Origin of the sequence: Kribbella sp. NPDC004536, from assembly GCF_042873835.1 — a bacterium.
Lineage (GTDB): Bacteria > Actinomycetota > Actinomycetes > Propionibacteriales > Kribbellaceae > Kribbella.
The window spans coordinates 1,544,756-1,570,463 of sequence record NZ_JBIALY010000001.1; the positions used below are offsets into that span (position 1 = coordinate 1,544,756).

Annotated in this window: 23 protein-coding genes; 14 read left to right on the plus strand and 9 right to left on the minus strand. The window is 69.0% G+C overall.

What is annotated here, in order from left to right:
• Nucleotides 1-10: 10 nt before the first annotated feature.
• Genes ACFYRU_RS07660 through ACFYRU_RS07670 form a run of 3 tightly spaced genes read right to left on the minus strand, consistent with a single transcriptional unit; the run spans nucleotide 11 to nucleotide 3,319 of the window.
• Complete coding sequence (locus tag ACFYRU_RS07660; protein WP_387654300.1) at nucleotides 11-409, minus strand: hypothetical protein; 399 nt, start codon at nucleotides 407-409, stop codon at nucleotides 11-13.
• Complete coding sequence (locus tag ACFYRU_RS07665; RefSeq protein WP_387654302.1) at nucleotides 409-2,715, minus strand: CehA/McbA family metallohydrolase; 2,307 nt, start codon at nucleotides 2,713-2,715, stop codon at nucleotides 409-411. Before ACFYRU_RS07665 ends, ACFYRU_RS07660 begins: the two co-directional genes overlap by 1 nt.
• Before the next feature lie 49 nt (nucleotides 2,716-2,764).
• Complete coding sequence (locus ACFYRU_RS07670) at nucleotides 2,765-3,319, minus strand: TetR/AcrR family transcriptional regulator (RefSeq protein WP_387654305.1); 555 nt, start codon at nucleotides 3,317-3,319, stop codon at nucleotides 2,765-2,767.
• 91 nt (nucleotides 3,320-3,410) lie between these two features.
• On the opposite strand from ACFYRU_RS07670, the gene ACFYRU_RS07675 reads away from it, so the two are divergent.
• A complete protein-coding gene (locus tag ACFYRU_RS07675; protein WP_387654306.1) occupies nucleotides 3,411-5,927 on the plus strand; it encodes a bifunctional FO biosynthesis protein CofGH in 2,517 nt (838 codons plus the stop codon).
• 74 nt (nucleotides 5,928-6,001) lie between these two features.
• Nucleotides 6,002-6,622, plus strand: a complete 621-nt coding sequence (locus ACFYRU_RS07680) for a LuxR C-terminal-related transcriptional regulator (RefSeq protein ID WP_387654309.1) — start codon at nucleotides 6,002-6,004, stop codon at nucleotides 6,620-6,622.
• 434 nt (nucleotides 6,623-7,056) lie between these two features.
• Here the strand turns inward: ACFYRU_RS07680 and ACFYRU_RS07685 are convergent, their stop codons facing one another.
• Nucleotides 7,057-7,683 (minus strand): hypothetical protein, encoded by a 627-nt coding sequence (locus tag ACFYRU_RS07685; protein WP_387654311.1) that lies wholly within the window; start codon nucleotides 7,681-7,683, stop codon nucleotides 7,057-7,059.
• Nucleotides 7,680-9,611, minus strand: coding sequence for an acyl-CoA dehydrogenase (locus ACFYRU_RS07690; protein ID WP_387654313.1), 1,932 nt, complete (start codon nucleotides 9,609-9,611; stop codon nucleotides 7,680-7,682). The genes ACFYRU_RS07685 and ACFYRU_RS07690 overlap by 4 nt, the downstream gene beginning before the upstream one ends.
• Before the next feature lie 100 nt (nucleotides 9,612-9,711).
• Between ACFYRU_RS07690 and ACFYRU_RS07695 the strand changes: the two genes are divergently transcribed.
• From ACFYRU_RS07695 to ACFYRU_RS07735, 9 genes are all read left to right on the plus strand, one after another.
• Nucleotides 9,712-10,107 carry a molybdopterin-binding protein gene (locus tag ACFYRU_RS07695; RefSeq protein ID WP_387654315.1) on the plus strand — a complete coding sequence of 132 codons (396 nt, stop codon included), beginning with the start codon at nucleotides 9,712-9,714 and terminating at the stop codon, nucleotides 10,105-10,107.
• The gene (gene modA, locus ACFYRU_RS07700) at nucleotides 10,107-10,904 is read left to right on the plus strand and encodes a molybdate ABC transporter substrate-binding protein (RefSeq protein WP_387654318.1); all 798 of its coding nucleotides are present in this window, start codon (nucleotides 10,107-10,109) and stop codon (nucleotides 10,902-10,904) included. Before ACFYRU_RS07695 ends, modA begins: the two co-directional genes overlap by 1 nt.
• A complete protein-coding gene (gene modB, locus ACFYRU_RS07705) occupies nucleotides 10,901-11,707 on the plus strand; it encodes a molybdate ABC transporter permease subunit (protein ID WP_387654321.1) in 807 nt (268 codons plus the stop codon). The genes modA and modB overlap by 4 nt, the downstream gene beginning before the upstream one ends.
• Complete coding sequence (locus ACFYRU_RS07710) at nucleotides 11,704-12,765, plus strand: ABC transporter ATP-binding protein (protein ID WP_387654324.1); 1,062 nt, start codon at nucleotides 11,704-11,706, stop codon at nucleotides 12,763-12,765. Before modB ends, ACFYRU_RS07710 begins: the two co-directional genes overlap by 4 nt.
• A 231-nt stretch (nucleotides 12,766-12,996) precedes the next feature.
• A complete protein-coding gene (lanKC, locus tag ACFYRU_RS07715; RefSeq protein ID WP_387654327.1) occupies nucleotides 12,997-15,552 on the plus strand; it encodes a class III lanthionine synthetase LanKC in 2,556 nt (851 codons plus the stop codon).
• Between the two features lie 4 nt (nucleotides 15,553-15,556).
• Nucleotides 15,557-15,694 carry a SapB/AmfS family lanthipeptide gene (locus ACFYRU_RS07720; RefSeq protein WP_387654330.1) on the plus strand — a complete coding sequence of 46 codons (138 nt, stop codon included), beginning with the start codon at nucleotides 15,557-15,559 and terminating at the stop codon, nucleotides 15,692-15,694.
• Nucleotides 15,695-15,831: 137 nt separating this feature from the next.
• A complete protein-coding gene (locus ACFYRU_RS07725; RefSeq protein ID WP_387654333.1) occupies nucleotides 15,832-17,625 on the plus strand; it encodes a prolyl oligopeptidase family serine peptidase in 1,794 nt (597 codons plus the stop codon).
• Entirely contained in the window at nucleotides 17,622-19,274 is a 1,653-nt protein-coding gene (locus tag ACFYRU_RS07730; RefSeq protein ID WP_387654336.1) for an ABC transporter ATP-binding protein, read from the plus strand. Before ACFYRU_RS07725 ends, ACFYRU_RS07730 begins: the two co-directional genes overlap by 4 nt.
• Nucleotides 19,271-20,929, plus strand: a complete 1,659-nt coding sequence (locus tag ACFYRU_RS07735; protein ID WP_387654339.1) for an ATP-binding cassette domain-containing protein — start codon at nucleotides 19,271-19,273, stop codon at nucleotides 20,927-20,929. Before ACFYRU_RS07730 ends, ACFYRU_RS07735 begins: the two co-directional genes overlap by 4 nt.
• Here the strand turns inward: ACFYRU_RS07735 and ACFYRU_RS07740 are convergent.
• Nucleotides 20,926-21,489 carry a DNA-binding response regulator gene (locus tag ACFYRU_RS07740; RefSeq protein WP_387658043.1) on the minus strand — a complete coding sequence of 188 codons (564 nt, stop codon included), beginning with the start codon at nucleotides 21,487-21,489 and terminating at the stop codon, nucleotides 20,926-20,928. The two genes, ACFYRU_RS07735 and ACFYRU_RS07740, sit on opposite strands and share 4 nt — an antisense overlap.
• Nucleotides 21,490-21,501: 12 nt before the next feature.
• Between ACFYRU_RS07740 and ACFYRU_RS07745 the strand changes: the two genes are divergently transcribed.
• Complete coding sequence (locus ACFYRU_RS07745; protein WP_387654341.1) at nucleotides 21,502-22,155, plus strand: DUF5946 family protein; 654 nt, start codon at nucleotides 21,502-21,504, stop codon at nucleotides 22,153-22,155.
• Between the two features lie 289 nt (nucleotides 22,156-22,444).
• On the plus strand, nucleotides 22,445-23,083 hold the full coding sequence (locus ACFYRU_RS07750) for a transglycosylase family protein (protein WP_387654344.1): 639 nt from the start codon (nucleotides 22,445-22,447) through the stop codon (nucleotides 23,081-23,083).
• A 61-nt stretch (nucleotides 23,084-23,144) separates the two neighbouring features.
• On the opposite strand, the gene ACFYRU_RS07755 is transcribed toward ACFYRU_RS07750, so the two are convergent.
• From ACFYRU_RS07755 to ACFYRU_RS07765, 3 genes are read right to left on the minus strand one after another with little or no spacing between them, the layout of a single operon-like run.
• Nucleotides 23,145-23,795 (minus strand): hypothetical protein, encoded by a 651-nt coding sequence (locus ACFYRU_RS07755; protein WP_387654347.1) that lies wholly within the window; start codon nucleotides 23,793-23,795, stop codon nucleotides 23,145-23,147.
• A 5-nt stretch (nucleotides 23,796-23,800) separates the two neighbouring features.
• Nucleotides 23,801-24,442 (minus strand): Pr6Pr family membrane protein, encoded by a 642-nt coding sequence (locus ACFYRU_RS07760; RefSeq protein WP_387654349.1) that lies wholly within the window; start codon nucleotides 24,440-24,442, stop codon nucleotides 23,801-23,803.
• Between the two features lie 40 nt (nucleotides 24,443-24,482).
• Nucleotides 24,483-25,046 (minus strand): 2TM domain-containing protein, encoded by a 564-nt coding sequence (locus ACFYRU_RS07765; protein WP_387654351.1) that lies wholly within the window; start codon nucleotides 25,044-25,046, stop codon nucleotides 24,483-24,485.
• A gap of 61 nt (nucleotides 25,047-25,107) precedes the next feature.
• On the opposite strand from ACFYRU_RS07765, the gene ACFYRU_RS07770 reads away from it, so the two are divergent.
• Nucleotides 25,108-25,707 carry a TetR/AcrR family transcriptional regulator gene (locus tag ACFYRU_RS07770; RefSeq protein WP_387654354.1) on the plus strand — a complete coding sequence of 200 codons (600 nt, stop codon included), beginning with the start codon at nucleotides 25,108-25,110 and terminating at the stop codon, nucleotides 25,705-25,707.
• Nucleotide 25,708 lies beyond the last annotated feature (1 nt).

Genomic DNA, 25,708 nt, shown 5'->3' on the forward strand with positions numbered 1-25,708 from the left:
AGCCCGCGCGCTACCTCAGGGAGGACAGCAGCAAGTTGACCGTACTGTGGTTCGCGAGCCCGCCAAGCGCTCCGAGCGCACGGAACGTCAGTGTCACGTCGACCACCGTCGGCTCGTCGAGCCGCACCCGGAAACCGGCGTCCTGCCGAGGCGCACCGGTCAGGTCAGCCACCGTGAGGTCGAGTTCGAGGCCGCGAACCGGCTCGGCCTCGACAGCCAACGGTCCCGTGACGAAGCCGTCGTTCACAACCGTCACGGAGATCGTGTGCCACGCACCCGGCGTCAACGTTCCGACCGGCGCGCCGCTGCGGGCGACGTTCACCCGCGCCTCCGGGTTGATCGTGACCGCGATCGGCGCATCCGTCTCGACCGGACCGCAACAACCGATGGCCGGCGCCTGGTGCGTCATCAGTCGACCTCACATTCTGCTCGTCTCGACGCGTACGCGGCCTGCGCTGCGTCGTACGCCTGCCGTGCGGCCTCGCGCTCACCCTCCCGGATGAATCCTGACTTCGCTTCCCAGAGCTGGTCGACCGAGTCGTACAACCATTGCGCGCTGCGCCGCGACGCCCGGATCGGCCGGCCAGCGACCTCCAGGAAGATCGGCTGCGTATGTACGCTGCGCAGGATCCGCACCGCGAGCCAGGACGAACGCTCCACCGTGACGTCGAAGCTCAGCTCCTGATCGGTGCCGTCAGCAACGATCTCCTGGGTCGCGACGACAAGCCCGTTCAGTACGACCTCCACCTCGACGGTCCGCGACGTACCGATCCGGGACCGTTCGAGATGCCAGCCGACGGGCGCGCTGTAGACCGGACGGGTCGGTGGCGGCGCCGGCGGATCCTCCGGCAGCCACGCGGCGACGGTCGCGCTGACCCGGACCGGACCGGCGGCGTCCAACGGATGCTCCCGGCTGACGTCACCGTCGACGGCCAGGTCGAACACGTGGCTCCGGCCGTCACCGAAGTACGAGGCGTTCTCCCGCAGCCCGGCGATCCAGGCCTCGATCGCCTGCGGGCCGGTCGGCGGTTCGGACAGTCGTACGTACGTACGCCCGACGCCCGGGCCTTCGTCGTAGATACACGGATAGTCGGTCTCGCCGAGCATCAGCGTGCGATAACCCACGCTGAGCAGGTGGTACCAGATGTTCAGCTCGGCCGCGGGCGCGAACTCGCCACCGCACTGGAAGTCGGCGGCACCGAGCGGTACGTCGACGATGATCTCGTTCGAGCCGATGCCCTGGAACGACGGGACGACGTAGTTCGGCAGTTCCTCGGTGCCGACGCCGAGCCCGATCCCGCAGTGCGCGTAGCCGACGAGCGCGTTCTGCTCCTTGGCCCAGCGCAGTACCGGAAGGTTCCACGAGGGCCAGTCCTCGATGATGCTGGTCCCCGGGTAGTCCTGGTCGGTCAGACCGAGCAGGATCAGGTGACCGGAATGGCTGGACGGAAAACCGGACACCTCGATGTCGTACCGCAAAGCGCTCTCTGCGTCGCGGTCGGTCGGTCGCGGGGTCCACGTCATGCCCTGCGCGGCCTGCATCGGCGGGTCCTCGAGCTCGGCCGGCGGGCTGATCGACTCACCGCTGAAGAACTGTTTCTGGTGGTAGTAGCACGGCGCCCACGTCAGCACGCTGCCCAGCCAGAGTCCTTCGCCGCGGACGTGCCGGATCATCGTTTCCGGCGTGACGCCCTCGCTCGGAATGTTGTAGTGCGAGCAACCGCCGGCGTGGATGTGCGGGTCGCCGGAGTAGTACCCGCGGCTCGCCGGATCGACCCAGCGGTCGAGCGTGACCGGAATCCGCTGCGTCTCCGGATCGACCGAGGTGTCGAACCGCACCGGCCGGTACTCCGGCCCTCGGATCGCGGTGACCTGATACTGCCCGGCAGGCAGCGCGATCACCTCGCCGGTCGCGCGGTACACGTGTTCCTGGAAGAACATGTCCGGCGCCAGCCGCATCGCCTTGGAGGGGTACGCGCGTCCTTGCGGATCCGCGACCGTGATCGCGGCCATGCAGCTGCGGCCGTCGGGTTCGCGGATGTCGAGCTCTATCTCGCGGGCCGGCGCACAGTCGAAGTCGAACTTGGCGGCGTACTCGCGCAGCTCGAAGCTCGTCCGCATCCCGGCGAGACCGAGCGGCGACCGGCTCAGGCTGTGATGGTTGTGCTCGTCCGTTGCGAACAGCATCACCCCGCCGGAACGGACACCGCTGTCGCGGGCGTACAGGCTGATCACCCGGTACTCGGTCTCGAGGCCGGACAGCGCATCCGGACCGGCGAGTTTCGCGTCCAGCCAGGCGTTCTTGATCCGCGGGACAATGGTCAACGTGTCCGCCAGCGCGATCCGCGCGGAGTGGCTCTGGTGATCGATCACGCCGTACACGCCGCCGTCCCAGCTGGACAGGTTCGCCTCGAGCCGGTGCGGGTTGGCGACCCGGACCAGGAAGCTGCGCCAGCCGTGTTGCACCAGGCGAGGCGGCGCGGCGCCGGGTGCGGAGGTAGCGAAGCCCTCCTTGTGGATCGTCACGTCGACCAGAACGTACGGCCCTACCAGGGCCTCGAGCTGGTTGCGGCGATCCGTCTCGCTCAGCTCGCTGGTCTCCAGCTTCGACAGCTGGGCGACGAGATCGTCGGGTAGTGGATCGCCGAGCTCGCGCAGCTTCCGCGCGGCGCGTAGGACGGAAGCGAACAGCGGCTGCGTCGGAGTCTCTGACACCGGGGACCTCCCTGATGGCGAGTTCCTTCGCGACCCTACCCGGCGCGTTCTACCTCAGCACCTCGATTAACGCGGCGACGTCGGCGCGGTCCAGGTCGCGGGCGCCGATCAGCGTCTGCATCAGCAGCCCGTCGAGGGCGGCGACGAGCAGGTGGGCCTTCTGCGGATCGGCGGTGAACGTACGGGCGACCTCGGTCAGCGGCTCCAGCCAGGCGGCGGCGGTCTCGCGGAGCTCGGGCCGGCGCGCGGCGTACAGGTACAGCTCGTACAGCGCGAGCGTTCGCCCACGACGGCGTACGACGCTGTGCTCGATCAACCGGGCCAACTCGTCGGCCGGGCGCGGTCCGAGCTCGCTGCCGCGACCGTGCAGCTCGACCGCCAGGTCCTCGGCGGCCGACCGGAGGGCGGCAGTGAGGAGATCGTCCAGGGTCGGGAAGTGGTAGGTGATCGACGCCACCGAGACATCGGCCTCGGCGGCCACCACCCGGTGGCTCACACCTGCGACTCCGTCGCGTTCGATCACCGACAGCGTCGCCCGGAGCAGCTCGCCGCGGCGCTGCTCACCGCGCATCCGCCGCCCGTCGACAGCCCGCCTGACCTGCACGAACAGCAAACTATCAGGACGTCTGTACGGATTGATTTTGGTCCCCGGAAACACGGGATCAACCGTTTTCCGCGACTTAGGCTCGGATCCCGTGGCGACCTCAGAACTCAGCACCGCGATGCGCCGCGCCCTGAAGCGCGCGGCCGACGGCAAGACCCTCGACCCGGCCGAAGCGGAGGTGCTGCTCGCGGCGAGTGGCGACGCGCTGACGGCGCTGATGGAGACCGCGGCCCGGGTCCGCGACCAGGGCCTGGCCGACGCCGGCCGGGCAGGCGTGATCACGTACTCGAAGAAGGTCTTCATCCCGCTGACGCGGCTGTGCCGGGACCGGTGCCACTACTGCACGTTCGCGACCACGCCCGGCCGGGTGCACGCGCCGTACCTGTCGCCCGACGAGGTACTGGAGATCGCGCGCCAGGGTGCCGCGCTCGGTTGTAAGGAAGCGCTGTTCACGTTGGGCGACGCTCCCGAGCAGCGCTGGGACGCGGCGCGTACGTGGCTCGAGGAGGCCGGGTACGACAGCACGCTCGACTACGTACGGGCGATGGCGATCCGGGTCCTCGAGGAGACCGGGTTGCTGCCGCACCTGAACCCGGGCGTGATGTCGTGGCAGGACCTGCAGCGGTTGAAGCCGGTCGCGCCGAGCATGGGGATGATGCTCGAGACCACCTCCCGGCGGCTGTTCGAGGAGAAGGGCCAGCCGCACTTCGGGTCGCCGGACAAGGACCCCGCGGTCCGGTTGCGCGTACTCGAGGACGCCGGGCGGTCGAACGTACCGTTCACGACCGGGCTGCTGATCGGGATCGGGGAGACGCTTGCGGAGCGTTCGGACTCGATCTTCGCGCTGCGCCGCATTGCCCGGCAGTACAACGGGATCCAGGAAGTCATCATCCAGGGTTTCCGCGTCAAGCCGGACACCGCGATGCGCAACGATGCCGACGTTCCGCTGGACGAGTGGCTGGCCGCGATCGCGGTGAGCCGGATCGTGCTCGGGCCGCGGGTCCGGGTGCAGGCGCCGCCGAACCTGGTCGACCTGGCCGAGTGCCGCGCGTTGCTGGACGCCGGGGTGGACGACTTCGGCGGGGTGTCGCCGCTGACGCCGGATCACGTGAACCCGGAGCGTCCTTGGCCGCAGATCGACGACCTGGCGAAGGTGACCGCGGACGCCGGGTTCGTACTGCGCGAACGGCTGACGGCGCACCCCGAGTACCTGCGCGAACCGTGGCTGGACCCGCGGCTGATCTCCCACGTCGAGGCGCTCGTCGACCCGGCGACCGGTCTGGCGAACGAGTCGGCGCTGCCGACCGGTCTGCCGTGGCAGGAGCCGGACGGCGGGTGGGACAGCGTCGGCCGTACCGACCTGCACACCGCGATCGACACCGAAGGCCGCCGCACCGAAACCCGCTCCGACTTCGACGCCGCCTACGGCGACTGGGACGTCCTCCGCGAGGACGTGGCAGGCCGAGCTGCTCCGGAACGTCTTGAAGGTGATGTGAAGGAAGCTCTCGCCGCCGCCGAGCGTGACCCTGCGGGACTTTCGGACGAGCAGGCTCTGACCCTGATGACCGCCACCGGGCCGGCGCTCGACCAGTTGGCGCGGATTGCCGACGAGTTGCGCAAGGCAACGGTCGGCGACGACGTCACGTACGTGGTGAACCGGAACATCAACTTCACCAACGTCTGCTACACCGGCTGCCGGTTCTGCGCGTTCGCCCAGCGCCGTACCGATGCCGACGCCTACTCGCTCTCGATGGACGAGGTCGGGCAGCGTGCCGAAGAGGCCTGGGTGATCGGCGCGACCGAGGTCTGCATGCAGGGCGGCATCCACCCCGACCTCCCCGGTACGGCGTACGCCGACCTGGTCCGCGCCGTGAAGGACCGCGTCCCGGACATGCACGTGCACGCGTACTCCCCGATGGAGATCGTGAACGGCTCGGTCCGCACCGGCCTGTCGATCGAGGAGTTCCTGATCTCGGTGAAGGAAGCCGGCCTGGACAGCATCCCCGGCACCGCGGCCGAGATTCTCGACGACGACGTCCGCTGGATCCTCACCAAGGGAAAGTTGCCGACGGCAAGCTGGATCGAGGTGATCAGCACCGCGCACAAGGTCGGCCTGCCGTCCAGCTCGACGATGATGTACGGCCACGTGGACGCCCCGCACCACTGGGTGCAGCACCTGCGCACGATCGCCGCGGTGCAGGACGAGACCGGCGGCTTCACCGAGTTCGTGCTGTTGCCGTTCATCCACCAGAACTCGCCGATCTACCTCGCGGGCGTCGCCCGGCCGGGTCCGACGTACGACGAGAACCGCGCCGTACACGCGATGGCGCGGATCATGCTGCACGGGCGGATCGACAACATCCAGTGCTCGTGGGTGAAGCTCGGTGTCGACGGCTGCGTCGCGGTACTGAACGGTGGCGTGAACGACATCGGCGGCACGTTGATGGAGGAGACCATCAGCCGGATGGCCGGTTCCAAGCACGGCAGCCGCAAGTCGATCGCCGAGCTGACCGCGATGGCGGACGCCGCCGGCCGCCCGGCCCGGCAGCGCACCACCACGTACGGCGAGGTCCCGGCCCGCCCGGCGACCGAACTCGAACTCGCCTGACAGCCTGGCTGCTTGACCGGCTACTTGACCGGGTCGAGGTCGACGGCCCGGTCACGTCGCTTGCTGCCGGCCCGGTGGCCGAGCGCGACGAGCAGGTTGCCGACCAGGTAGATGCCGCCGGACCGGGTGGCGTCGGTCGGCGGGCGTTCACCGTGGACAGCCCGCCCGGCGCCGGTACCTCGATCACCGTTGAGATCCCGGTGGAGATGACCGACGACGGCGCGCGGGCCGCGGTCACGCTGCGTGCGGAACGACCCGATCGGCCGATCCTGATGCTGTCGCAGCACATCGAGACCCGGCACGTGGTCGGCCTCGTCGGCACCGGCGGGTTCGGGTACCTGCTCAAGGTCCGGGTGCTGCGGGTCGGCGACTTCCTCGACGCGATGCGGCGGGTCTTCCTCGACGCGATGCGGCGGGTGCTGGACGGCGGGTCGGCGCTCGACCCGGAGATCGTCGCCGCGCTGGTGACGCCGACCCGGGCCGGCGATCCGCTGTGGGCGTTGTCGGCGCGGGAACGCGAGGTACTGGCGCTGGTCGCGGAGGGCCGCTCGAACAGCGCGATCGCCGCCCGGCTGGTGCTCGCGGAGCGGACCGTCGAGAGTCACATGCGCAGCATCTTCCAGAAGCTCCGCATCGACGACGCCCCGGATACCCACCGCCGAGTGCTCGCTGTCCTTACCCAGTTGAGATCTTGACGACTGGTTAGTTGTTGCAGAAGGCAACATCAGTACGGAAAGTGAAGGAACCTCTACTGAGCGTTGCTTACTTCAAAGGCAATGCAAATGTTTGAACCGGAGGATTCCCGGTACGCCGGGCCGCATGACAGGTTTCTGTTGTCGGCGACGGACGGGTCGCCGGCACTGGGTCCAGGTGGTTCCCGAAGCACTCCCGTCCGCGACCGGACTGTACCTCCCCTGCCGGCCGCGGAATGGGTCTCGGGTCCGCCCTCCTTCGGGCCACTGCCCTCTCGGGGCAACAGCAGGGCGCCGGCCGTGTTCGGTCGGGCGTTGGTCGCCAGTGAGGTGGCGACCAACGCCCGGCACGGCCGGCGCTTCTTACTGAAGACCGCCGCTGGCGTACTGGTGCTGCTGGGGACCAGTACGCCGGGGCGGTTCTCTGTCAGTAGGGATCAGTAGGGATAGGTGTCGTCGCGCCGGGTCGGGTCCAGGTCCCAGAGCGAGAACTTGACGACCTTGTGCGACTCCTCGCCGCCGCCCGGGATCAGGCCGAACGACTCGTACTCCTTCGAGCCGACCCCGTCCAGGTAGCAGAGCAGCTCGAACGCGGACTGCGCGTCCTCGATGTCGTCGATGACGTCCTCGTTCTGCGCCTCGTGCGCCCGGCTGCGCACGTACCGCACGAAGGCGTCCGGGTCGGTCACGACGTAGTCGTACCGCGCCTGGTAGCTGAGCCGCAGCCCGTTCTCCGGCAGCGGCGGCTCCTCCAGCTCCTCGAGGTCGTCCAGCGCACCACCCTCGACGATCTCCCGGTAGTCCGCCGGGTCGTCGAAGTCGTCCGGGCCGAGCGGCAGGTCGTCCAGCTCGTCGGGGTCGTACGAGTCGATCCCGAGGAAGATGTCGCCCCAGCCGCGTTCGTGGACGGCGTCCGCGAGCGCCCGGGCCTGGACCCGGACGTTCTCGATCGCGCCGGTGGCCCGCAGGTCGTGCAGGTCCAGGGCGTCAGCCTGCTCCAACAGCACCCGGGCGAGTTCACGAGCGGCCTCCGCGGCCGACGCAGGTTCGATCGACTCACTCATGCCTGAGACGTTACAACCATGGGCACCTCCGTTGCCGAGCCTGGTACGCCGAATGCGTCGACCAGGTCCAGGGCCGCCGGGCGGACGGCGGCGCAGAGATCGTTGACCAGGGCGGTGATCGCCTTCGAACGGCCCGGTGACAAGCGGCCGTGCTCGAGATACCAGGCGCGCTCCGCCTCGATCGTGAACAGCGCGTGCAGGTCGTACACGTCGTGCAGCAGCGGCTGGACCTCCTCCGGGGCGTCTCGTACCGCGGACTGGAAAGCCTCCAGGACGACCCGGTCCACATGCGCCCGGCCGGCCGCGATCACGTGGTCCTGGCACCGGTTGAACACGTCGAACGCATCGTCCCCGGCGTCGATCCCGGCCTTCAGCCGCCGCGCCACCCCGGACAGCATGTGCTCCTCGCGATACCTGAGCAGGCCGGAGTGGTACGCGTCGTCCCGCAGCCCGGCATCCGGGTCGGAGGCGTCGGAACGATTCGGTACGGCGTCGCGGAGCCGCTCGATCAACGGGCGCAGCGCCGCCTTCTCGACCGCGATCTCCACGGCCTGCGCCGCGACGAACCGTGCCGTACCCAACGGGTCCAGCTCGCCGAACGACCTGCGGTAGTCGGTCAGCAGTCCCTTCGCGACCAGCTGCAGCAGGACCGTGTTGTCACCCTCGAACGTCGTGAAGACATCGGTGTCCGCCTTGAGGGTGGCGAGCCGGTTCTCCGCCAGGTAACCGGCACCGCCGCACGCCTCGCGGCAGACCTGGATCGCCTCGGTCGCGTGCCACGTCCCGAGCGCCTTCGTCCCGGCCGCCTGTGCCTCGAGCGCACGCCGGTCGTGCTCGTCCCGCTCGCCGTTTCTGTCGTTGTCGAACACCCGCGCGAACTCCTCGACCAGCTCGGCCTGCGCGAAGTGCAGCGCATACGTCCGGGCGAGCAGCGGCAGCAGCCGGCGCTGGTGCATCCGGTAGTCGAGCAGGATCGTCTCCTCGCTGCTCCCCGGCGCGCCGAACTGGCGGCGCTGGGCGGCGTACCGAATCGCGATCGTGAGTGCGACCTTGCTCGCGTTGATCGCCGCGCCGCCGACCGACACGCGACCCTGGACGAGCGTCCCGAGCATCGTGAAGAACCGGCGGTCCGGGTTCTCGATCGGACTCGTGTAGTTGCCGTTGGCATCGACCTGGGCGTACCTGTCGAGCAGAGCCGCGCGGGGCACCCGGACCTGGTCGAAGACGATCCGCCCGTTGTCGACACCGTTCAGCCCGAGCTTCGGCCCGCAGTCCGACAGCGTGACGCCCGGCAGGGCGGCGCCGTCCTCGCCACGGATCGGCACCAGCAGACAGTGCACACCGTGGCTCTCCCCGCCGACCACGAGCTGCGCGAACACGGCGGCCATCCGTCCGTGCCGGGCCGCGTTCCCGATGTAGTCCTTGCGCGCCGCCGCGGTCGGCGTGTGCACGACGAACTCGCCCGTTGCCTCGTCGTACGTCGCGGTCGTGCCGAGGGCTTGGACGTTCGACCCGTGACCGGTCTCGGTCATCGCGAAGCAGCCGAGCAACCGCCCGCTGATCGCGTCCGCCAGGTACTGCTCGTGGTGCCGCTCGGTCCCCAGGTGCAGGATCGCGCCCGCGAACAGCCCGAACTGCACACCGGCCTTGACCATCAGCGACAGGTCGCCGAACGCCAGCGTCTCGAAGCCCGCGATGAAACCGCCGAGGTCAGCGGCCCCGCCGTACTCCTTCGGGTAGCCGCGCGCGGGCAGCCCGCTCGCGGCCGAGCGCAGCAGCAGCTCGAGCACCCTGTCCCGGTACTCGTCGCGCGGCAGTCGCACCGCCAGCTCCGCCAGGTCGGCGTGCGCGGACAGCTCCGCCCGCACGACGTCCCGCGCCGCCTTGTGCGGCCCGTCCAAGTAGTCCCGCATCGCCGTTGTCCTCATGCCCTTTAACTTACGAGGATTCGCCCCCACTTTCCGTCACCGATCCGTGACTGTGGAAAACCTGGCACACACCCGCAAGTGCGGAAGTATGCTGTGTACCGTGCCGAGTTTGCGGGTTAGTGAGGCGGCCGCGCTCCTGGGCGTCAGCGACGACACCGTGCGCCGCTGGATCGATCAGGGACGGCTGCCGTCCAAGCAGGAGAACGGGCGGATGGCGATCGACGGGCAAGCGCTCGCCAAGTTCGCGCAGGAGCTCGCGGACACACCGGAGCCGGGTCACACCGCCGCCGCGTCGGCGCGGAACCGGATGCGCGGGATCGTCACCCGAGTGCTCAAGGACGGCGTGATGGCCCAGGTCGAGATGCAGGCCGGCCCGTTCCGCGTCGTGTCGCTGATGAGCCGGGAGGCCGCCGACGAGCTCGGGCTGGAGCCCGGCGTGGTGGCCGTCGCCTCGATCAAGTCCACCCATGTCGTCGTAGAGATCCCGGAGGCCTGATGTTCCGTCGTACCGCCGTCACCGCCCTGGCCGCTGTCGCCACGTTGGCCCTGGCCGGCTGCGGGGGTGACACCCCGGCGTCCTCCTCGTCGCCGTCGGCAACGTCCACGTCGTCGAGCTCGACGCCGTCGGTCTCCGGGCAGATCACCGTGTTCGCGGCCGCGTCGCTGACCGGGACGTTCACCCAGCTGGGCAAGGACTTCGAGGCCGCCCACCCCGGCGTGAAGGTGACGTTCAACTTCGCCGGCAGCTCCGCCCTCGCCAAGCAGATCAACGAGGGCGCACCGGCCGACGTGTTCGCCTCCGCGGCGCCGAAGAACATGGACGACGTGAAGGACAAGGGCATGGCGACGAACTTCGTCAGCAACACCCTCGAGATCGCCGTACCGAAGGGCAATCCGGGCAAGATCACCGGCCTGAAGGACTTCGCCGACAAGAGCAAGAAGATCGCGCTGTGCGCCCCGCAGGTGCCGTGCGGCGCGGCGGCCGAGAAGGTGTTCAAGGCCAGCGGGATCACCGCGCAACCGGACAGCCTCGAGCAGGACGTGAAGGCCGCGCTGACGAAGGTCGGTCTCGGTGAGGTCGACGCCGCGCTGGTCTACAAGACCGATGTGCTCGCCGCGAAGGACAAGGTCGACGGGATCGAGTTCCCGGAGGCGAGCAAGGCGGTCAACGAATACCCGATCGCCACGCTGACCAAGGCGCCGAATCCTGACGGCGCCAAGGCGTTCGTGGACTATGTGCTGTCCGACAAGGGCAAGGCAGTCCTGACCGCGGCAGGGTTCTCCGCACCGTGAGTCGTCGTGGCAGGAGTACCAGCGGGCGCCTGCCCCTGGTACTCCTGCTGCCTGCTTTGATCGGCCTGGCCTTTCTGCTCGTCCCACTGCTTGGGCTGCTCGTCAAAGCGCCTTGGTCGACGCTGCCGGCCAAGCTGCACAGTGCAGACGTCTGGCAGGCCCTCAAGCTGTCCCTGGTGTGCGCCACGGCCGCCACCGCATTGTGTGTGGTGTTGGGGATTCCGTTGGCTTGGTTGCTGGCTCGCGGCGGTTTGCCGGGGCGCAGCGTGATCAGGGCGTTCGTGACGGTGCCGCTGGTACTGCCGCCGGTAGTAGGTGGCGTGGCGTTGCTACTGGTGCTGGGGCGGCGCGGGCTGGTCGGTCAGTACCTGGACTCCTGGTTCGGGGTGTCGTTGCCGTTCACAACCGCTGGTGTGGTCGTGGCCGAGGCTTTTGTGGCCATGCCGTTCCTGGTGATCTCTGTCGAAGGCGCGCTGCGGGCGGCTGACCCGCGGTACGAGGAGGCGGCCGCGACGCTCGGTGCGGGGCGCTGGATGACGTTCCGGCGCGTGACGTTGCCGTCGATCGCGCCGGGGGTCGTTGCCGGCATGGTGTTGTGCTGGGCGCGGGCACTGGGCGAGTTCGGTGCGACGATCACGTTCGCGGGCAACTTCCCGGGACGTACGACGACGATGCCGCTGGCCGTCTACCTGGCGTTGGAGACCGATCCGGACGTGGCCGTCGTACTCAGTCTGGTGCTTCTGCTCGTGTCTGTCGTCGTACTGGCGTCGCTGCGCGAGCGCTGGATCAGTGGGCTTCGATGACGCTATCTGCTGACCTGCGGGTGAGCCGTGGTGCCTTCAGCCTCGCGCTGGAGCTGACTGTGGAGCCAGGCGAAGTTGTCGCACTGCTTGGGCCGAACGGCGCTGGGAAGACCACTGCGTTACGCGCCATCGCCGGACTGCTCGCCCTTGACGGTGGACGGATCGCACTGGACTCCTCCGTGTGGGACGAGCCGCCGCACACGTTCCGTACGCCGGATCGCCGGCCGATCGGGGTGGTGTTCCAGGACTACTTGCTCTTCAACCACCTGAGCTCCTTGGAGAACGTGGCGTTCGGCTTGCGTGCCCGCGGCATGGAGAAGCAGACGGCCCGGCGGGAGGCTGCGCGGTGGCTGGAGGTGGTGGGGTTGTCGGAGTACGCGCGTACCCGTCCTCGTGCACTGTCAGGTGGTCAGGCGCAGCGGGTGGCGCTGGCGAGGGCTCTGGCGACTGACCCGGAGCTGCTATTGCTTGACGAACCGCTTGCCGCTCTGGATGCCAGTACGACGCTGCATGTCCGCGCGGAACTAGGCCAACACCTCTCCCGCTTCGAAGGTCGCACCCTGCTCGTCACACACGACCCGCTGGACGCCATGGTCCTGGCTGATCGCCTGGTGATCATTGAGAACGGCCAGGTGGTACAGGAAGGTAAGCCCACTGAGGTGGCCCACCGGCCCCGCACCGACTATGTCGCCCAATTAGTGGGACTCAACCTCTACCGGGGCACGGCCACCGGCACCACGGTGACCCTCACCGACGGCGGCTCCATCACCCTCGCCGAGCCAGCCACCGGCGGAGTCCACGTAGCCTTCCCACCCACCGCCGTAAGCCTCTACACAGAAGCCCCCACCGGCAGCCCGCGCAACACGTGGCCCGCAGTAGTAACCGGCGTAGAACAACACGCCCACACCGTGCGAGTCCGCCTCAACGCCTCCCCCACCGGCCCGACCGAAGTCCTGGCCGACATAACCCCCGCCGCAGTAGCCGACCTCCGCCTGACCCCCGGCCAACCCCTACAAGCCACCCTCAAAGCAACCGAGGTCCACACCTACCCGGTGTGAGCACGACGAACGGATCAGGAAGTTACGGGTTGTGATGGGGCTGTCGTGGATTGACATGTTGTTACGGCGGCTTTTGCGCTGGGATTGTGCGGTACGGTAACGAAGAGTGTTTAGTTACTCACTCGTAGTGTGTGGGTTCTTCATACGAGAGTGATGACATCGTGCACTACGCCGATACCTGACGGGGCGCCCAAGATGTGGCGGGGCACCACGAAAGGGGGTCGGACAGTCATGCATGAGAGTTACGAGTTCTACTGCCTTGCGGATCGGCGGTTCTACGAGACGCCGGCCAACCGTGGTGCACAGCATCCGGACTTCGCGATCACGCGGCGGGACGTCCCGCACGGGTGGCGGCACGTGCCGGGCGAGCAATGGATGCATTACGCGCCCGACGGGCTCCAGCTACCCGACCAGGGCTGGAAGATCCACGTCTCGGCCCGGCTGCAGGACGTCGAGCGGACGCTCGTCGCGGTGTGGGACTACTGCGTCCCCCGCGGCATCGCGTTCAAGTTCCTGCGCAACGAAGCCGTCCTGCTGATGACGAACTCGAAGGCTGCTCCCCGCGGGTCGAGCGGCAAGCTGGTGACGATCTACCCGGTCGACGACGCGCAGCTCGAGCTTGTCCTCAAGGACCTCGACGAAGTACTGCGCGGCGTCGAAGGCCCTTATATCCTGAGCGATCTGCGCTACGCCGAAGGTCCGCTTTTCGTCCGGTACGGCGCCTTCGTCAGCCGGTACTGTCTCTCGCCCACCGGCGAACGCGTGCTCGCGATCGAGGATGCCCACGGCAACCTTGTGCCGGACCACCGCGGCCCGACCTTCGTCGTACCGCCCTGGGTTCAGCTCCCCGACTTCCTGCAAGCGCACCTCGACGCCCGCAACGCGGTCACCACCAACGACCTCGCGTACACGGTCGACGGCGTCATCCAGTTCTCCAACGGCGGCGGCGTGTACCTCGGCCACCACAACGAGTCCGGCGCCCGCGTCGTGCTCAAGGAAGGCCGTCCGTACGCCGGTCTCGACATGGCCGGCCGGGACGCGGTGGCGCGGATCGCCCACGAGCGCGACATCCTCGAGCAACTCGACGGCCTCGACGCCGTACCGCGGACCCACGACTACCTGCAGCTCGGCGAGCACCACTTCCTCGTCCAGGAGCACATCGACTCGGTCTCGCTGCAGCGCGAGTTGGTACGCCGCTACCCGCTGACCCACCCGGACGCGACCGCAGCGGAGAAGGCCGAGTACGCCGACTGGGCGACCGCAATGATCGCGAAGGTCGGCGAGGCCGTCGGCCAGCTGCACGAGCGCGGCGTGGTGTTCTGCGACCTGCACCCGGACAACCTGCTCCTCGACGTGAACGGCAAGCTCACGCTGATCGACTTCGAGGTCGCCACCAGGGCTGAGGACCAGGCGCGGTCGACGCTCGCCCACCCGGGCTACGCGGCCCCGCAGGACCGGCAGGGAGTCGACGTCGACCGGTACGCGCTCGCCTGCATCGCGCTGGGCGTTTACGCGCCGCAGGCAACGATTCTGCTGAACCTCCATCCAGGCAAGGCGTTCCAGCTCGCAGACATGATCGCCGGCACCTTTCCGGTCCCGCGCGAAGCCCTCGACGACGCGGTCCGTACGATCGTCGGCACCAGCACGGCGAACGACCTCGAAGACGTCGCCCTCCCCGGCCAGGCCGAATGGACCGACGTACGCGCCGCCCTGACCAAGGCGATCGTCGCCGGCGCGACGCCGGAACGTACGGACCGCCTGTTCCCCGGCGACATCGCGCAGTTCCGCGACGGCGGCGGCATCGACCTCGCGACCGGCGCGGCCGGTGTCCTCTACGCGCTCGCGAAGACGGATGCCGGGCGCTTCCCGAAGTACGAGGACTGGCTCCGCAAGCACGCGCTGACGACGCCCGCCGGCCCAGGTCTGTACGACGGCCTGCACGGCGTTGCGCACGTACTCGACGAGCTCGGCCACCGCCAGGACGCCCTCGATCTCGTGGACCGTACGCTCGCCGACGACTGGACCACCCGCGAACTCGGCCTGCACTCCGGTCTCGCCGGGATCGGCCTGAACCTCCTGCACTTCGACACCGAGCCGGCGCTCCGCGCGCAAGCCGTCCGCGTCCTCGACCTGGTGGCGGACCGTCTCGAGGCCGACGTACCCGAGATCAGCGGCGGGCAGTACCCGCGGGCCGGTCTGATGTACGGCTCGTCCGGGCCGGCGCTGCTGTTCCTCAACGCGTTCGAGCAGCTCGGGGACACCGGTCTGCTCGACCTCGCGGAGATCGCGATCCGGCAGGACCTGAAGCGGACCGTGCTGACCGAGGACGGCATGCGCCAGGTGAACCAGGGCTGGCGCACCCTGCCGTACCTGGAGGAAGGCTCGGCGGGCATCGCGCTCGTCCTCGAGCGGTACCTGCGTCACCGCCCGTCCGACGAGCTGAACGCGATGCTCGACGAGCTGAAGCGGGTCACGCACTGTTCCTACTACGTCCAGCCCGGCCTCTTCATGGGTCGTGCCGGGCTGCTCCTCACGGCCGCGGCGCTCGACGATCAGGTCGACGACCTGATCAATGGCCTCGGCTGGCACGCGATGCCGTTCGAGGGCGGTCTCGCGTTCCCCGGCAACCAGTTGCTCCGGCTGTCGATGGACCTGGCGACCGGATCGGCCGGCGTCCTGCTGGCCCTGGGCACGGCGCTCCACGACGCGCCGGTCGCCCTCCCGTTCCTCGGACCTCCCCAGTGGTCCGAGTACCCATCCCGACGATCTGCACCGAAGGAGGTGTAAACACATGGCACTTCTCGACCTTCAGGGCCTCGAGGCCCCGGGTTACTGCGGCGGCGGCCACCACCACGCCGGCTCCACGCTGACCGTGCTGGGCTGCGCGTCGCAGACCCCGAGCAACCTGAGCCTGCTGCTCTGCCACTGATACGGCAAACCTGCATTTGCCAGGTAGTGAGGCCCTGGGTGGGACATCCCACCCAGGGCCGTCCTGTCTCCGGGTAGCCCCGGGCCCTTGGGCTCGTTGTGTGAGTGGGAGCGAGAAAAAGTGAGGTGATCGATTCCGTGCAGGCTTATCCATGCGCCGAGCGTCTGACGCTCGTGGAGCAGGTGCACGGTTGTTCCGTTGCGGACCCGTACCGCTGGCTCGAAGATCCGGCCGCCGCCGCCCCGTGGCTGCGGGATCAGGACGAGTTGTGGCTGACGTACGCCGGTTCGCTGAGCACCCGGTTCCGCTGGAAGAACACCGTACGGCGGCTGTCGAACGTCGGCAGCGTGTCCGTGCCCGTGTGGCGCGGCGGGCGCTGTTTCACCGTACGGCGCGAGCCGGGACAACGGCCCGTGCTGTTCGTTGACGAGACGTCGCTGCTCGACCTGAAGAATGGTCTGACGCTCGACGCGTGGCAGCCTTCGCCGGACGGTACGAAGGTCGCGGTGCAGCTGTCTCGCGGTGGCACCGAGCAGGCTGCGCTCTCGGTGCTCGACGTCGGCACTGGGCAGGTGATCGACGGCCCGCTCGACGGATGCCGGTACTCGCCGGTGGCGTGGTTGCCGGACAGCACCACGTTCTATTACGTCCGCTTCCGCCAGGTACGCCGGCATTCGCTGGGCGAGGCGGATACGACGATCCTCGCGGACGAGGCGTCGTACGGACTGGAGCTCAGCGCAGACGGTCGCTGGCTGACGGTCTGCACCAGGGACGACCTGTGGTTCGCGGATCTGACCGCCGATGCGCCACCGGAGCACATTCCCACCACGAGCACCACGCTGATGTCGGTGGGGCCGGACGAGCGGCTGTATGTCGTCACTGCCGACGGGATCAGCGTCGGCGATCCAGCCGCACCGACTGTTCGGCGCGAGTACATCAAACCGGCTGAGCCGCTGACCGGTCTCGCGATCCTCGACGACGTCGTGCTGGTCGCCACCGCGACCGCCATCGCCGTACACGACCGGCTGACCGGCGCACAAACCAGCACAGTGGAGCTGCCCGGCCACGGGTCCGTCGGGTCACTCACAGCGGACGGCAACCGCGCTTGGTTCAGCTACACCGACAGCGTGACGCCGCCGATGGTCTGCTGCTACGACGCGAGCACGGGACACACCACTCACGAAGAAGCACAGTCCACACCGGTGGAAACGCACCACACCAAAGGCGTTGAGCTGCGGATCATCGGGAAGCCCGGTCCGACCATCCTCTACGGGTACGGCGGTTTCGGGCAGGCGTTGACGCCGACGTACTCCGCGTTCGCGCTGGCCTGGGTCGAAGCCGGCGGCGCCTTCGTGACAGCGACCGTCCGTGGCGACGGGGCGCAGCACGACGCCGGCACCGGCCACGACAAGCAGCACGTCTTCGACGACTTCATCGCCGCCGCCGAGTACCTGATCGACGAAGGCTGGACCACTGCGGACCAGCTCGCGATCTGTGGCGAATCCAACGGTGGCCTGCTCACCGCCGCCGCGCTGACCCAGCGCCCCGCGCTGTTCGCCGCCGCGGTCTGCTCGGCGCCACTCACGGACATGATCCGCTACGAGCGATCCGGCCTCGGCGAGCGCTGGACCGCCGAGTTCGGATCGGTCGACGACCCGGACGACTTCCAGAACCTGCTCTCGTACTCGCCGTACCACCGCGTCGTCGACGGCGTGAAGTACCCGGCAGTGCTGCTCACCGCGTTCGGGAACGACACGCGCGTGGATCCCTTGCACGCAAGGAAGTTCTGCGCCGCGCTGCAGCACGCCACGGCCGGTCCGCGGCCAGTACTGCTGCGCTTCGAACAGGACGCCGGGCACACCACCGGAGGCGTCAACCTTGCCGCCGACATGCTCGCGTTCCTGGCCGACCAGACGGGCCTCGGCGCATGACCACTTTCCAGGAGGTGGCCAAGCACGGGCGTGGCTGGCTCCCGTTGATCGGGGTCAACGCGCTGATCGGCAGCGGGGTCACGCTCGCGCTGCCGACGATCCTCGGTCGCTCGGTCGACTCGATCGTGGCCGGTGACGGGTACACCCGCTGGCTGATCGTCACGGCCGCGCTGATCGGGCTCGGGATCGCGGCCAGCATCATCGACGCGTTCGCCGGCGCCGCCTGCGTCGCCGAGACCACCGCCTGGCTGCGGAACCGGCTGGTCCGGCACGTCGTCCGCGGCGGCCCGGACGGTACTCGCGACTTCGAGACCGGCGACCTGGTCACCCGCGTCTCGGCGAACGCGACCGACGCCGCCCAGGCCGGACCGGCCGCGGTGACCGCGATCGCCGCGATCGCTCCGCCGCTCGGCAGTCTGGTCCTGCTGGCCGTCATCGACCCGTGGCTCGCGGCCGCGTTCTTCGGCGGCGTACTACTGGTGATCCTGGTCCTCTGGACGTTCGCGAAACGCACCGCCGACGTCAGCCTCTCCTATCAGGAGACCCAAGGCCGGATCGCCGCCCTGCTGTCCGAGTCGCTGACCGGCATCCGCACCATCCACTCCGCCGGTACGGCCGAACGCGAGGAGCGCCGCATCCTCGGCCTCCTCCCCGAGCTGCACCGGCACGGCGTCGTCACCTGGCGGATCCTCGCCCGCTCCGGCGCACAGGCCGCCGTGGTCGGTCCACTCGTACTCGTCGCAGTCCTGGCTGTCGGGGGACTCCAACTCGTGGCCGGCAACGTCAGCGCGGGCGAGCTGTTCGCCGCCTCGCAGTACGCCGTCCTCGGCGCCGGGCTCGGCAACCTGACCGGCGTCCTCGGCGAGCTCGCCCGCGCCAAGGCCGGCGTCCGGCGGTCCGCCGAGGTGATCGCGATCGAGTCCGTCGCGCACGGTTCGCTGACGCTGCCCGCTGGGACCGGCCAGTTGACGTTCGACGGCGTCAGCGTGTTCGCCGGTGAGAAGATCCTGCTGGACAACGTCAATCTCGACCTGCCAGGCGGCGTGACGGTCGCCGTCGTCGGCCCGAGCGGCGCGGGCAAGTCCGTGCTCGCGGCGGTCGCGGCGCGGCTGCGTGATCCGTCGACCGGGCAGGTCTCGCTGGACGGCGTACCGCTGCAGGCCGTCAGCCGCCGGGCGCTCCGGCACGCTGTCGGGTGCGCGTTCGAGCGTCCGCACCTGGTCGGCCGGACCGTCGGCGAAGCGATCGACCCGCACGCGGTCAGCCCGGTACGTACCCTCGCCGCCGCCCGCGCGACGCACGCCCACGACTTCGTCAGCCGGCTCCCCGACGGGTACTTCACGTCGTTGCGCAAGGCACCGATGTCCGGCGGTGAACGGCAACGCCTGGGCCTTGCCCGCGCCTGGTCGGCCCGTCGGCTCCTGGTCCTCGACGACGCCACGTCGAGCCTGGACACCGCGACCGAACGCCAGATCAGCCGCACCCTGACCGAGGACCGCCAACGCCGGACCCGGCTGATCGTCACCCACCGCCCCGCGACCGCGGCCCGCGCCGACCTGGTCATCTGGCTCGACCACGGCCAGGTCCGAGCCATCGCCCCGCACGCCGACCTCTGGCACAACACGTCGTACCGAGCCGTGTTCGGATGAAGCGCGAACTCTCGTACGGCGCCGCGGCGCTCCGCAGCAAGGCCACCCTCAAGTTGGTCGGGTGGTCGGTGCCGGAGATTCTGCCGACGGCGGTGTACGGGATCGCGGTGGCGCGGGCGACCGACAGTTTCCTCGGTGGGCATGCGTGGCAGGGAATTGCCTGGCTCGGCGGGCTGGTCGCGACCACGGCGCTCGGTGCGGCGGGGGCGCGGCAGGTATACGGGCGGCTCGGCGAGCTGGTCGAGCCGTTGCGCGACGATCTGGTCCGCCGGGTGGTCAGCGGCGCGCTCCGGACCGGCGACGACGGCGCGGTCGCCCGATTGAACCGGCAGGTCGAGATCGTCCGGGACACGTTCGCGGGCCTCGTCCTGGTGCTGCGGAGCTTCGCCGTCACGTTGTTCGGCGTACTCACCGGATTGTTGTCGCTGGCCCCGATGGTCGCGGTGTTCGTCGTACCGCCGTTCCTGCTCGGGTTCGGGTTGTCGTTGGCGGTGCTCGGGATGGCGGCGGATCGGGTCCGGGCGTCGCTGACGGCGGACGAGGAGCTCGCGGCCACGGCCGGCATGGTGTTCGCCGGCGTGCGTGATATCACCGCGACCGGTGCGGAGGAGTACGCCGAATGGCTGGCCGATCGGCCGATCCAGGCGCACGCGGCGGCGGAACGCGCGCTGGCGAAGGTGTCGGCGCTGCGTACGTTGTGCTTCGCGGTCGGCGGCTGGTTGCCGTTGCTGATCCTGCTGGCGACCGGGCCGTGGCTGGTCGGGCGTGGGGTGAGTACGGGCACGCTGCTCGGCGGGCTGACCTACGTACTGATCGGAATGCAGCCCACGCTGAACACAGTCATGAACGCGCTCGGAGACAGCGGTCTGCGGTACGTCATCACGCTCGGCCGGATCCTCGACACATCGCCGCCCGCAGCGAAGCCGCGGCCGGCCGGCGAGCCGAACGGTTACCAGGTCCGGCTGCGTGGACTGACCTTCGCGTACGGGCCGAAGGCCGAGCCGGTGCTGAACAACCTCGACCTGACGATCGGCGAAGGCGACCACCTGGCTGTCGTCGGCCCCAGCGGCATCGGCAAGTCGACACTGGCCGGACTGGTGTGCGGGATGCTGGCGCCGACCCAGGGCCGGCTCTTGCTCGGCGGTACCGCGCCGACCGAGGTGATCGGCGAACGGCTCGCACGGACCCGGGTGCTGATCCCGCAGGAGGCGTACGTCTTCACCGGTACGGTCCGCGACAACCTCGCGTACTTGTTGCCCGACGCAGCAGATCACCAGCTCGAACTCGCCGCTAAGACGGTCGGCGCCGACCAGCTCGTCGAACGCCTCGGCGGCCTCGGTGCCGAGGTCAGGCCGGCCGAACTGTCGGCCGGCGAGAAGCAGCTGCTCGCGCTGGTCCGCGCGTACCTGTCCCCCGCGCCGCTCGTCGTCCTCGACGAGGCGACCTGCTTCCTCGACGCCGAGGCCGAACGCCAGGCCGAGGAGGCGTTCGCGAGACGGCCCGGCACGCTGATCGTGATCGCACACCGGATCAGCTCGGCCCTGCGGGCCAAACGCATCCTGGTCCTCGACGGCAACAAGGCCGCCCTCGGCACCCACGCGAGCCTGATGCGCACCTCACGCATGTACCGCGACCTGCACGGGAACTGGGCCTAGATCCACCCGGCGTCTTGGGCTTTGCGGATCGCTTCGATGCGGCTGCGGGCGCCGGTTTTCGCGAGGATGCGGGACAGGTAGTTGCGGACCGTTCCGACGCTCAGGCTCAACGTACGAGCGACCTCCTGCGCCGTCGCCCCGGTGGTGACCTGTCGCAGCACCTCGCACTCGCGGTCCGTCAGCGGATTGTCCCCCGCCTTCAGCGCGGCCACAGCCAGTCGCACGTCGACCACGGGCAGCCCCTTCGCGACGTCCCGGACCGCCTGGACCAGCTGGTCGGTCGTCGCGTCGGTCGCGATCAACCCGATCCGCGGCGCCTGCTTCACCAGCGCGAGGCTCGTCGCCGGGATCGCCTCGTGGTCGATCAGTACGAGGACGCCGCGGCCGGCCAGCTTGCGGCACAGCTCCTCGATCCGGATCCGGCCCGGCAGCTGCGGGTCCAGCAGGAACACGTCCGGCCGCCGCCCCGCGACCTGGAGGACGTCGTCGGCGCGGTCCACGTCCGCCACCACGTCCAGGTCGTTCTCCCTTGCCAGCACCGCGGCCAGTGCACCACGCACCAACGTGCCACGATGGCCGAGAGCCACTCGGATCACCGCTTCCCGCCCCCATCACAATTCGCTGCCTCATCCGCCCCCAGTGATGAAAAAGCACGTGCCGGGTGGCGGTACCCGTGCTTCGATCAACGAGTGAACCCGCCGGATGGCACGCAGTCGTCAACAGTTTGTCCAGGTTGCCGCGCCGAACTGCCCCGATCCGAGTGGCCGGAGACGCCGAAGTACAACGCCACACCCGAGTGTGCGGAGGTGGCCGGCGAACTGCTCGGCTTCGAGGTCGAGCACGCCGCCCGGCTCGGATACCTCCACCAGCTCCGGATCGACGCGTACGGCGCTCAGCACGTCAACCCCGACGCCCCGCGGATCGGCCCGGTGTTCGCGCTCAACGGCCTCTACATGTACCTCGAACGCGGCTCCGGGAACCTCGACGTACGTACGGCGCACGGCATCATGGCGAACTCGTACGGCGACTGGCCGCGGCTCGTCCCGCCGGCCCGGGTCGGCGAGCTGACGGCGTACGACGTACTCATCGCCGGCGGGGTCGACGAGGTTGAGTCGACCCTGCTCAGGTGGGCCGCCCAGGTGTGGGAGTCGTGGCCGGACGCCGAGCGTGAAACTGTCCGGAAGCTGACCGTGGAACTGGTCCCGGAACGGTGTTTCCGGCGCTGAAAAACCGATCGGTTCCTGGCGGCGGACGTCGGCGTGTCGAACCCGGAAACCGTTCAGTTGTTGGGCTTTCGGAATGTCAGGGCCTGGAAAAAGTTCGGGGCAGATCGCGATCTGGGGTTGCGTTTCCGCGGTTCCTCGCCGAGGATGACTCAGGTCGCGCCGTTACCGTGGCGTGACCATTCGGAAGCTGTCCCGTTACCTCTGACGAGACCTGCCCCGAGTGCCCCCACCCCTGTACGGGGGGCCTGGTGTGCTCCACCATGCCCAGCTTTCAAGGAGCGCTTTTCAGATGTCCAAGGCTCGACATGCGCGCGCCCGGCGAAGTACTCGCCGGGTGGCCCGAACCATCTCCATCGCCGGTCTGGGAGCCGGCATCACCGCAGCCGGCGCCGCCTCGGCGTTCGCGACCGACTACACGGTCAAGTCCGGTGACACCCTCTCCGAGATCGCCCAGGCCAACGGTGCCGACTGGCACGAACTGGCCCGGATCAACCACCTCAAGGACCCGAATCTCATCCTGATCGGGCAGACGCTGACGCTGGACGGTGTGAAGACGACCGCCGACCGCGACCAGAAGCCGCGCGTGATCAAGAAGGCCGAGACGCGCAAGGCGGACGCCAAGAAGTCCGAGAAGTCCGAGCGCAGGACCCGGAGCAGCCGCTCCGAGGACCGCCCGTCGTCGAGCAAGGCGAGCCTGAGCGGCGCCTGGGCGAAGGTCGCGAACTGCGAGTCCAGCGGCAACCCGCGGGCCGTGAACGGCGCCGGCTACTACGGCCTGTTCCAGTTCGACCTGCAGACCTGGCGCAGCGTCGGCGGCTCCGGCAACCCGATCAACGCCTCGGCGGCCGAGCAGTTGATGCGCGCGAAGAAGCTGTACGCGCAGCGCGGCGCCTCCCCGTGGCCGGTCTGCGGCCGCTTCCTCCGCTGACACATCCCGATCCGGACGGACGGCGGTCGACCGTCCTCCCCCCGTCCGTCCGGATCGGGTTTCAGTTCCGCGTAATCACCAGCATCTCGTCGGCACCCACCTGGAACTCGTAGGGCACCTTGCGGATCTCGCAGGTCACGCCTTCGAGCGACCCGAGCAGTTCGGGCAGCCACGGGATCTTCTCGCCGTCGCCCTGCAGCACCAGCGGGAAGGTCCGTACCTCGTGGTTGCCGACCCGGATCAGCTCGCGCAGTGCGGCCGCATGCCAGTCCCGGTCGTACTTGTCGGCCCAGGTGAACAGCAGGTGCGAGCACAGCACCAGCTCGAACCGGCGGTCACCGAACGGCAGGTCGGGCAGACCGGCGGCCACGTACCGCTCCGGCGCGGCCGCAACGTCCTGCAGGAACCGGTCGGCCGCCTCGATCCGGTACTGGTCCTTCCGCTCCGGCGATCCGTACCAGTGCCAGACGAAGCTCCCGTGGTGCTCGTCGACAATCCCCGACGTGGCAGGCAGGCTCTTGCGGACGCTGTCCACGAGTTCGGGATGGTCGAGCTCGTACGCCGGGTCGGCGGCGATCGCGTCCACGCCGCGGGCCGCGGCCTCGGCGGTGAAGCCGGCACCTCCGGCGCAGCAGTCGAGGACGGAGTCGGGGAGTTCCTTCAGGTCGAACATCGCTTCGTACTCGGCGTACGAGCGCGAGGTCACCAGCACGGGTCTTACCTTTCGACGGTTGCCTTCCGCTTCAGGCGGCGGTCGAGCGTCGTCGCTCCGGCCGCCAGAGCCAGGAACAGTACCGCCACGAGCAGACAGTTCAGCAACACCCGTCCGTACCCGTGCTCATCGACGTTCACGAACGGGTACGGGTAGAACCCGACGAACGCGCCCCGGACCAGCGTGAACACCAGCCAGAGCACCGGATACACGATCGACCAGCCGACGATCCGCCAGTCGGTCTCGCCGCGCGGCCCGAACAACAGCCAGCCGAGTACGCCGACGACCGGCGCCACCGTGTGCAGCAGGAAGTCCGCGACCCACGCCCAGCCGTGGAAGTCGGCCGTCTGCGCCAGCACCGCGTGATAGACGATCCCGGTCACCGCGATGCACAGCACGCCGTTCAGCCGGAGCGTCCGGAACAGGTCACCACCCGACCGGGCCGGCGACAGGGCGAGCATCAATGCCGTTCCACCGAGCAGCAGGTTCGACTGGACGGTGAAGTACGCGAAGACGTTGAAGACCCGCTCCGGATTGTCCGGGAAGAACCCTTCGTGCCCGTTCGCGGTCACGAACAGCTGCACGACGATCCCGCACGCCACGACCGCCGCCGTCACCGCGGCCCAGACCCGCCCGATCGTCGTCATGATGGAAATGTACGACGAGTGACCGGGCGGATCGCGGAGGTCAGACCGACTGCTTTTCGCGGGGCTGCGCCTCGGCCCGGCCGAACGAGTAGCTGAACGAGACGATCGCATCGATCACCAGTACGAGCGTCCAGGTCCACGCCGGGCCGAGCACCGCGTTGTACCCACGGCCGGAGAGCAGGCCGAGGCCGATCATGATGCCGACGCCGACCACGTACGCGAGCAGGTGCCGGAACCAGCCGGCGCGCTCGAGCCGCGCCCGCTCCGGACCCTTCCTCGGCGGTTTCACCGGACGCGGTGCGCCGGCCATGAAGTGCGCGGCCCACTTGTCCGCCCACTTCAGCGACTGGTGGCCGAACCCGACGCTGACGCCGATGAAGATCGCGGCCAGCGAGTGCTTGAACGACGGCGCGGCGCCGCGGTGGATGTCCACGACGCTCGTGACCAGCAGCACCACGTCGACCAGCGGCACGGCGGCGAGCAGCACCAGGCCGGCCTTGGGCATGCGGAGCAGGTACCGCGTCACGAGGCCCGCGGCGAGCAGCACCCAGAAGCCGATCTCACAGGCGGCGATCACAGCGAGCAGCACAGTCTTCCCCCTCACCGGTTTTTCAATACGACTGTGTCGTAAAACGAGGCTAACACAGCCGTGCTAAAAAGGGCGTATGCCGAAGATCGTCGACCACGCCACCCGCCGCGAGGAGATCGCCGAGGCGCTCTGGCGGGTGGTCCGCCGGGACGGGATCCGGGCGGCCTCGGTGCGGACGATCGCGGCCGAGGCGGGCTGGTCCGCGGGCGCGGTGCGCTACTACTTCCCCGACCAGGACGGCCTGCTCAGCTTCGCGATGGACCTGGTGTCGCGGCGGGTGACCGAGCGGATCGGCGCGATCGAGGCGAAAGGCAGCGTGCCGGCGATCGTCCTGCGGTACCTCGACGAGGTGCTTCCGCTGGACGCCGAACGGCGCGCGGAGTTCGACATCTGGCTGGCGTTCATGGCGCAGGCCCAGGCCGAGACCGGCGCCGGCACCTTGCACACTCACGTCGACGCGGTCCACGACGGACTGCGGGAATTGTGCGAGTCCCTCATCCGCGCACTGTCCGAAGCCGGGCTCTTGAAAGACGATCTCGAGGTACGTCGCGAGGTGGAACGTCTGCACGCACTGCTCGACGGTCTCGCACTGCACGCAGCCATCCAGCCGCAACGCACCACACCCACTCGTGCCCGCCAGTTGATGCGGCACCACGTCGAGTCACTGCTCACCTGAA

What these genes read in the sequence shown, in the direction of transcription:
- ACFYRU_RS07770 (WP_387654354.1), top strand. Translation starts at nt 25,108, where the DNA reads ATGCCGAAGATCGTCGACCACGCCACCCGCCGCGAGGAGATCGCCGAG.
- ACFYRU_RS07685 (WP_387654311.1), bottom strand. Translation starts at nt 7,683, where the DNA reads ATGAGTGAGTCGATCGAACCTGCGTCGGCCGCGGAGGCCGCTCGTGAA.
- ACFYRU_RS07730 (WP_387654336.1), top strand. Translation starts at nt 17,622, where the DNA reads ATGACCACTTTCCAGGAGGTGGCCAAGCACGGGCGTGGCTGGCTCCCG.
- lanKC (WP_387654327.1), top strand. Translation starts at nt 12,997, where the DNA reads ATGCATGAGAGTTACGAGTTCTACTGCCTTGCGGATCGGCGGTTCTAC.
- ACFYRU_RS07690 (WP_387654313.1), bottom strand. Translation starts at nt 9,611, where the DNA reads ATGAGGACAACGGCGATGCGGGACTACTTGGACGGGCCGCACAAGGCG.
- modA (WP_387654318.1), top strand. Translation starts at nt 10,107, where the DNA reads ATGTTCCGTCGTACCGCCGTCACCGCCCTGGCCGCTGTCGCCACGTTG.
- ACFYRU_RS07735 (WP_387654339.1), top strand. Translation starts at nt 19,271, where the DNA reads ATGAAGCGCGAACTCTCGTACGGCGCCGCGGCGCTCCGCAGCAAGGCC.
- ACFYRU_RS07720 (WP_387654330.1), top strand. Translation starts at nt 15,557, where the DNA reads ATGGCACTTCTCGACCTTCAGGGCCTCGAGGCCCCGGGTTACTGCGGC.
- ACFYRU_RS07750 (WP_387654344.1), top strand. Translation starts at nt 22,445, where the DNA reads ATGTCCAAGGCTCGACATGCGCGCGCCCGGCGAAGTACTCGCCGGGTG.
- ACFYRU_RS07660 (WP_387654300.1), bottom strand. Translation starts at nt 409, where the DNA reads ATGACGCACCAGGCGCCGGCCATCGGTTGTTGCGGTCCGGTCGAGACG.
- ACFYRU_RS07710 (WP_387654324.1), top strand. Translation starts at nt 11,704, where the DNA reads ATGACGCTATCTGCTGACCTGCGGGTGAGCCGTGGTGCCTTCAGCCTC.
- ACFYRU_RS07760 (WP_387654349.1), bottom strand. Translation starts at nt 24,442, where the DNA reads ATGACGACGATCGGGCGGGTCTGGGCCGCGGTGACGGCGGCGGTCGTG.
- ACFYRU_RS07745 (WP_387654341.1), top strand. Translation starts at nt 21,502, where the DNA reads ATGGCCGAGAGCCACTCGGATCACCGCTTCCCGCCCCCATCACAATTC.